7 protein-coding genes are annotated in these 7,757 nt (G+C 63.7%); 5 read left to right on the plus strand and 2 right to left on the minus strand.

The annotated features are described in order from the left end of the window. Positions 1 to 807 (minus strand): ammonia-dependent NAD(+) synthetase (gene nadE, locus N5D48_RS25060; RefSeq protein ID WP_279888743.1); only part of this gene is annotated, 807 nt, incomplete at its 3' end. Between the two features lie 3 nt (positions 808 to 810). Further along, positions 811 to 2,016, minus strand: a complete 1,206-nt coding sequence (gene pncB / locus N5D48_RS25065; RefSeq protein WP_279888744.1) for a nicotinate phosphoribosyltransferase — start codon at positions 2,014 to 2,016, stop codon at positions 811 to 813. Positions 2,017 to 2,611: 595 nt separating this feature from the next. Between pncB and N5D48_RS25070 the strand changes: the two genes are divergently transcribed. From N5D48_RS25070 to N5D48_RS25090, 5 genes are all read left to right on the plus strand, one after another. After that, positions 2,612 to 3,748 (plus strand): branched-chain amino acid ABC transporter substrate-binding protein, encoded by a 1,137-nt coding sequence (locus N5D48_RS25070; RefSeq protein WP_279888745.1) that lies wholly within the window; start codon positions 2,612 to 2,614, stop codon positions 3,746 to 3,748. A 157-nt stretch (positions 3,749 to 3,905) separates the two neighbouring features. Then, positions 3,906 to 4,820 (plus strand): branched-chain amino acid ABC transporter permease LivH, encoded by a 915-nt coding sequence (locus tag N5D48_RS25075; RefSeq protein WP_279888747.1) that lies wholly within the window; start codon positions 3,906 to 3,908, stop codon positions 4,818 to 4,820. A 2-nt stretch (positions 4,821 to 4,822) separates the two neighbouring features. Then, the gene (gene livM, locus N5D48_RS25080; RefSeq protein ID WP_279888748.1) at positions 4,823 to 6,124 is read left to right on the plus strand and encodes a high-affinity branched-chain amino acid ABC transporter permease LivM; all 1,302 of its coding nucleotides are present in this window, start codon (positions 4,823 to 4,825) and stop codon (positions 6,122 to 6,124) included. Continuing rightward, a complete protein-coding gene (locus N5D48_RS25085; RefSeq protein WP_279888750.1) occupies positions 6,121 to 6,996 on the plus strand; it encodes an ATP-binding cassette domain-containing protein in 876 nt (291 codons plus the stop codon). The genes livM and N5D48_RS25085 overlap by 4 nt, the downstream gene beginning before the upstream one ends. Beyond that, on the plus strand, positions 6,993 to 7,709 hold the full coding sequence (locus N5D48_RS25090; protein WP_279888751.1) for an ABC transporter ATP-binding protein: 717 nt from the start codon (positions 6,993 to 6,995) through the stop codon (positions 7,707 to 7,709). Before N5D48_RS25085 ends, N5D48_RS25090 begins: the two co-directional genes overlap by 4 nt. The last annotated feature ends 48 nt before the right edge of the window (positions 7,710 to 7,757 follow it).

The following is a 7,757-nucleotide window of genomic DNA, read 5'->3' on the forward strand; positions in this document are numbered from 1 at the left end:
GCGCTTGTGCTGGGTCTTGCGGTAGGTGGCGACGATGATGTCGAACGCTGCCTGATCGACCGGTTGCCCGTGCAGGAACGCATCGATCTGCTGGTAGGTCACGCCATGTGATGCCTCGTCCGGCTTGCCCGGCTCAAGGTCCTCGAGGTCCGCGGTCGGCACCTTCTCCACCAGCGACTCTGGCGCGCCGAAGCTGCGCGCTATGGCCCGCACCTGGTTCTTCACCAGCCCGCTCAGCGGCGCCAGGTCGCACGCCCCGTCACCGAACTTGGTGAAGAAGCCCATCACCGCCTCGGCGGCATGGTCGGTGCCGATCACCAGGCCCGCGCGGGCACCGGCGATGGTGTACTGGGCAACCATGCGCATGCGCGCCTTGGTGTTGCCGACGACGAAGTCCACCAGGCTCGGCGAGCCACCTTCCAATGCTTTCACTTCAGTGGCTAGCGCGCGTACCGCCGGGGCGATGTCGACGGTATGCACCTCGTCGGCCTTGATCACGTCCAGGCAGGCCTGGGCGTCGTGCTCATCGTGCTGCACCTGGTACGGCAGGCGCACGGCGATGAAGGTGTACGCCTTGTCGCCGGTCTCGGCACGCAGTTCGCTGACCGCGCGCTGGGCGAGCAGGGCGGCGGTCAGCGAGTCGACGCCGCCGCTGATGCCCAGCACCAGGGTCTTGAGCCGGGCATTGGCCAGACAGTCCTTGATGAAGGCCACGCGCCGGGCGACTTCCTGCTCGAGCGCGGCGGCGTCTGCGAACGGCGGCTGCACCTTGAGCGCCTGGGCAATCTCTTGCTGGACGGCTTGCATGGGTTACTCCTTGCTGGGGACTTTGAATACGTGACGCAGGTAGGCGACGAAGTTCGCGTCGCGGCATTGGGTCTTGGCGGCCTCGTCGGAGATTTTCGCCACCGGCGAGCCGTTGCAGTCGGTCATTTTAAGCACGATGTTCATCGGTGCCACGCCTGGGATATCGCAGGTCAGGTTGGTGCCGATGCCAAAGCTGACGTTGATGCGCCCGCGCAGCGCGCGGAAGATCTCCAGCGAACGGGTCAGGTTCAGGCCATCGGAGAACACCAGGGTCTTGGTCATCGGGTCGATTCCCAGCTTCTGATAATGGGCGATGGCCTTTTCGGCCCATTGCACCGGGTCGCCCGAGTCGTGGCGCAGGCCATCGAACAGCTTGGCGAAGTACAGATCGAAGTCGTTGAGGAAGGCATCCATGGTGATGCAGTCCGTCAGGGCGATGCCCAGCAGGCCACGGTACTCACGGACCCAGCAATCCAGCGCGGCGATCTGGCTGTCGATCAGCCGTGGGCCTAGCTGCTGGTGGGCCATGATCCACTCGTGGGCCATGGTGCCCAAGGGCTTGATATCCAGTTTCCATGCCAGGTCGACGTTGCTGGTGCCGACGAAGCGGGCCGGGAAGTCATCGCGCAGCACCCGCACCACTTCTTCCTGCACGCGACCGGAGAAGCGCCGCCGGGTGCCGAAATCGGCGACCTGCAAGTGGGCCAGCTCGTCGTCGCTGGCATGGGCGCGCAGCCAGTCGAACTTGCGGTACAGCTGGTCGCGGGCCTCGGCCAGGCGCATGCGGGGGTGCAGATGGCGGTTGCGCACCTCGCTGATGATGGCCAGCAGTGGCACCTCGAAGAGAATCACGTGCAGCCAGGGGCCGCGCAGGCGCAGGCACAGCTGGTCGTGCTCGATGCCCAGATGCACGTAGCGCAGGTTGAAGCGGAACAGGCGCAGGAAGCGTAGGAAGTCCGGCTTGAGGAAGCTGATGCGCTCGAGGAACGCCAGCTGCCCGTCGTCCAGGGTGAGCTCGCTGAGCAGTTCGAGCTGACGGCGAATCTCGCCCAGGTAAGGGCGCAGGTCCTCGCCGTTGCGACAGCGGAATTCCCATTCGACGTCGGCGTCCGGGTAGTTGTGCAGTACCGCCTGCATCATCGTCAGCTTGTAGAAGTCGGTGTCGAGCAGGTTATGCACGATGCGCTCGGCGAATGCGCTTTCGCTCATCAGGGGAAGCTCCAGGGCGGGCAATGGCGACCATTGTGCCAGCCTTTGAGGTGATGTTGCGCCTGTGCCGGCCCTTTCGCGGGTAAACCCGCTCCCACAGGTAGAGTGCCATCCTGTGACAGCAACGGTCTTTTGTGGAAGCGGGTCCGGCCTTGCCGGGCATCGTCAGCAAAGCAGGCTCCTGCAAGTGAGGCGCGGTCCATGTGGGAGCGGGTTTCCCCGCGAAAGGGCCGGCACAGGCAAAACAGGTGTTTTTCCGCGCACCGACTAGCCTTCAGACAGTGCCGCCTGTAGCAGTCACGCACCAGCGGTGTGCAGTTCGGTGACGTCGGCTGTTACAGGGTGGTTGCACGTAAACACTTGCAAGGGTTGCAATAATGGCGCTCGATGGTTGCTCCTTGTCTAGGCGTGTCGGTGGCGCTTGCCTTATGGCAGACGGTTGCACGCTCAATAAAGAAAAGGCCGTCGGTCGCCTCGTCACAACCTCCACAGTGTGTTTTCCCGGAAGACAAAACCAATGGCACGGCCCTTGCTCGGAGCACAGGGCTGAGAAGTTGTAGTGCCAACCAAAAAAATACTCTAGGAGCACCACCTCATGTCGCAGACGTTTTACAAGAAAGGTTTCCTGGCACTGGCCGTAGCCACGGCACTGGGTGTTTCTTCGTATGTTCAGGCCGACATCAAGATCGGCGTCGCGGGCCCGATGACCGGGGCCAACGCAGCGTTTGGCGAGCAGTACATGAAAGGTGCCCAGGCGGCGGCCGACAAGATCAACGCCGCCGGTGGGGTGAACGGCGAGAAGATCGTCCTGGTAAAGGGTGACGATGCCTGCGAACCCAAGCAGGCCGTGGCCGTGGCCAACCGCCTGGTCGACCAGGACAAGGTCATTGGCGTGGTCGGCCACTTCTGCTCCTCCAACACCATTCCGGCCTCCGAGGTCTACGACGAGGCGGGGGTGATCGCCATCACCCCGGGCTCGACCAACCCGCAGGTCACCGAGCGCGGCCTGGGCGCGATGTTCCGCATGTGCGGCCGTGACGACCAGCAGGGCATCGTCGCCGGCAATTACATCGTCGATGTGCTCAAGGGCAAGAAGGTGGTCGTGCTGCACGACAAGGACACCTACGGCCAGGGCCTGGCCGACGCGACCAAGGCGCAGCTGATCAAGCGTGGCGTCACCCCGGTGCTGTACGAAGGCCTGACCCGTGGCGAGAAGGACTTCAGCGCCGTGGTCACCAAGATCCGCGCCGCTGGCGCCGATGTCGTCTACTTCGGCGGCCTGCATCCGGAGGCCGGCCCGCTGGTACGCCAGTTGCGCGAGCAGGGCCTGAAGGATGTGGCGTTCATGTCCGATGACGGCATCGTCACCGACGAGCTGGTGGCCACCGCGGGCGGTGCGCAATACACCAATGGCGTGTACATGACCTTCGGCGCCGACCCGCGCCTGCTGCCCGACAGCAAGGTCGTGGTCGAGGAGTTCCGCAAGGCTGGCACCGAGCCTGAAGGCTACACCCTGTACGCCTACGCTTCGGTCCAGGCACTGGCAGCCGCCTTCAACGGCGCCAAGTCCAACAAGGGCGAAGACGCCGCCAAATGGCTCAAGGCCAACCCGGTGCAGACCGTCATGGGCGAGAAGAAGTGGGACAGCAAGGGTGACCTGACCGTCTCCGACTATGTGGTCTACCAGTGGGATGCCAACGGCAAGTACCACCAGCTGGAAAAACAAAAATAACAACGGCCAACGGCCCGGGTGCGTTTCGCACCGGGCCGTAGCCCCGCTGTACCTGTCCTTGTCCGTAGATATGCACAGTTCTGCGCTGCGAAGGCCGCTTCATCCGTGGCCCTGCGTGGTCGGCGCTCGTGCAATCTCAATCAGGTGAGGTTGCGTTATGGATGGTATTTTCCTGCAGCAACTGGTCAACGGCCTGACCCTAGGGTCGGTCTATGGCCTGATCGCCATCGGCTACACAATGGTCTATGGCATTATCGGCATGATCAACTTCGCGCACGGCGAGGTGTACATGATCTCCGCGTACCTCGCGGCGATCAGCCTGGCATTGCTGGCCTACTTCGGTATCGAATCCTTCCCGCTGCTGATGCTGGGCACGTTGTTGTTCACCATCGTCGTCACCGGCGTCTATGGCTTCACCATCGAACGCATCGCCTACAAGCCCCTGCGCAACTCCACCCGCCTGGCCCCGCTGATCAGCGCCATCGGCATCTCGCTGATCCTGCAGAATTACGCGCAGATCAGCCAGGGCGCCCGTCAGCAAGGCGTGCCGACCCTGCTCGAAGGCGCCGTGCGTGTCGAAGTCGGCACGGGCTTCGTGCAGCTGACCTACACCAAGATCTTCATCCTGGTGGCCGCCTTCCTCGGCATGGCGCTGCTCACCTACGTCATCAAGTACACCAAGCTCGGCCGCATGTGCCGCGCCACCCAGCAAGACCGCAAGATGGCTTCGATCCTGGGCATCAACACCGACCGGGTGATCTCCTACGTGTTCGTCATCGGTGCGGTGATGGCCGCGCTGGCCGGTGTGCTGATCACCATGAACTACGGCACCTTCGACTTCTACGCCGGCTTCATCATCGGCATCAAGGCGTTCACCGCCGCGGTACTCGGCGGCATCGGCTCGCTGCCGGGGGCCATGCTCGGCGGGATCATCCTGGGGATTTCCGAGTCGTTGTTCTCCGGCCTGATCAACTCCGACTACAAGGACGTGTTCAGCTTCTCGCTGCTGGTGATGATCCTCATCTTCCGTCCCCAGGGCCTGCTGGGCCGCCCGCTCGTGGCTAAGGTGTGAACATGTCCGCTGCCAATACTGCCTCAGTTGTTCAGTCCAAAGGTTTCGATTTCAAACGCAGCTTGCTGGAGACGATCGTCGCCGGGCTGCTGGCCCTTATCGTCTTCGGTCCGGTCGTCGGCGTGGTGCTCGACGGCTACAGTTTCAACGCCGAGCCCAAACGCGTCGCCTGGCTGGTCGGCGGGGTGATGGTCGGGCGCTTCATCCTCAGCCTGTTCCTGCAGACGGCCACCGGCCAGCGCATGCTCCAGGGCTTCGACAGCGGTGGCTCGGGCGTGCATGTGCTGGCGCCGGACTACAAGTCGCGACTGCGCTACATCATCCCGGCGCTGATCGTCATCGCCATCGTGTTTCCGATCTTCGCCAACAAGTACCTGCTGACCGTGGTTATTCTCGGCCTGATCTACGTGCTGCTGGGGTTGGGCCTGAACATCGTGGTCGGCCTGGCCGGCCTGCTCGACTTGGGCTACGTGGCGTTCTACGCCATTGGCGCCTACGGCCTGGCGCTGGGCTACCAGTACCTGGGCCTGGGCTTCTGGAGCGTGCTGCCGCTGGCGGCGATCGCTGCTGCGCTGGCCGGGTGCATCCTCGGCTTCCCGGTGTTGCGAATGCACGGCGACTACCTGGCCATCGTCACCCTGGGCTTCGGCGAGATCATTCGCCTGGTGCTGAACAACTGGCTGTCGTTCACCGGCGGCCCGAACGGCATGCCGGCGCCGTCGCCGACCTTCCTGGGGCTGGAGTTCGGCCGTCGGGCGAAGGACGGCGGAGTGCCGATCCATGAGTTCTTCGGCTTCGATTACAACCCCAATCTGAAGTTCGTGTTCATCTACGCCGTGCTGTTCCTGGTGGTGCTGGCGGTGCTGTACATCAAGCACCGGCTGACCCGCATGCCGGTCGGGCGCGCCTGGGAGGCCCTGCGCGAGGACGAGATCGCCTGCCGCTCCATGGGCCTGAACCATGTGCTGGTCAAGCTCTCTGCGTTCACCCTGGGCGCTTCCACCGCCGGCTTGGCCGGGGTGTTCTTCGCCACTTACCAGGGCTTCGTCAACCCGTCGTCGTTTACCTTCTTCGAGTCGGCGCTGATCCTCGCCATCGTCGTGCTTGGCGGCATGGGCTCGACCGTGGGCGTGGTGATAGCGGCATTCGTGCTGACCGTGGCCCCGGAGCTGCTGCGCAGCTTCTCCGAGTACCGGGTGCTGCTGTTCGGCGTGCTGATGGTGCTGATGATGATCTGGCGACCGCGGGGGCTGATCCGCATCAGCCGAACCGGTGTGGTCCCGCGTAAAGGAGTGGCGCCATGAGCGACGAAATCATTCTGTCGGTCGACAACCTGATGATGCAGTTCGGCGGCATCAAGGCGCTCAGCGATGTCAGCCTGAAGGTCAAGCGCAACCAGATCTTCGCCCTGATCGGCCCCAACGGCGCCGGCAAGACCACCGTGTTCAACTGCCTCACCGGCTTCTACAAGGCCAGCGGCGGGCGTATCGAGCTGAACGTGCGCGGCAGCCACACCAACGTCATCCAGCTGCTCGGCGAGCGCTTCCAGGCGGCGGACTTCGTCTCGCCGGCGCGCTTCGCCAACCGCCTGTACTACAAGATGTTCGGCGGTACCCACCTGGTCAACCGCGCCGGGCTGGCGCGCACCTTCCAGAACATTCGCCTGTTCAAGGAAATGTCGGTGGTGGAAAACCTGCTGGTGGCCCAGCATATGTGGGTCAACCGCAACCTGCTGGCCGGCGTGCTCAACACCCCGGGCTACCGCAAGGCCGAGAGCGACGCGCTGGACCATGCGTTCTACTGGCTGGAGGTGGTCGACCTGGTCGATTGCGCCAACCGCTTGGCTGGCGAACTGTCGTACGGCCAGCAGCGGCGCCTGGAAATCGCCCGGGCCATGTGCACGCGGCCGAAGATCATCTGCCTGGACGAGCCGGCCGCCGGTCTCAACCCCCAGGAGACCGAGGCCCTGAGCCGCATGATCCGCGTGCTGCGCGACGAGCACGACATCACCGTGGTGCTGATCGAGCACGACATGGGCATGGTGATGAGCATCTCCGACCATATCGTCGTGCTCGACCATGGCAACGTGATCGCCGAGGGCACCCCGCAGGACATCCGCCACAACCCGACGGTGATCGCCGCCTACCTGGGTGCCGACGAAGAGGAACTGACATGAGCGCACCCATTCTCGAACTGAAGGACCTGGACGTGTTCTACGGGCCGATCCAGGCCCTGAAGAAAGTCTCGATGCACATCAACGAAGGCGAGACGGTGAGCCTGATCGGCGCCAACGGCGCGGGCAAGTCGACACTGCTGATGTCGATCTTCGGCCAGCCGCGGGCGGCCTCCGGGCAGATCGTCTATCGCGGCACCGACATCACCCGCAAGTCGTCGCACTTCATCGCCTCCAACGGCATCGCCCAGTCTCCGGAAGGGCGCCGGGTGTTCCCCGACATGACCGTCGAGGAGAACCTGATGATGGGCACCATTCCGATTGGCGACAAACATGCCAACGAGGACATGCAGCGCATGTACGAGCTGTTTCCACGGCTCAAGGAGCGGCGCAACCAGCGGGCGATGACCATGTCCGGCGGCGAACAGCAGATGCTGGCGATTGCCCGGGCGCTGATGAGCCGGCCCAAGTTGTTGCTGCTCGACGAGCCATCGCTGGGGCTGGCGCCGATCGTGGTCAAGCAGATCTTCGCGACCTTGCGCGAGCTGGCGCAGACCGGCATGACCATCTTCCTCGTCGAGCAGAATGCCAACCATGCGCTGAAGCTGTCGGACCGGGCCTATGTGATGGTCAACGGGCAGATCCGCATGAGTGGCACCGGGCAGGAGCTGCTGGTCAACGAGGAGGTGCGCAACGCCTATCTGGGCGGGCACTGAGGATTTAGCACGCTCTTTGTAGGAGCGGCCTTGCCGGGGCGCCGGACC

The organism is Pseudomonas sp. GD03858, assembly GCF_029840925.1.
Lineage (GTDB): Bacteria > Pseudomonadota > Gammaproteobacteria > Pseudomonadales > Pseudomonadaceae > Aquipseudomonas.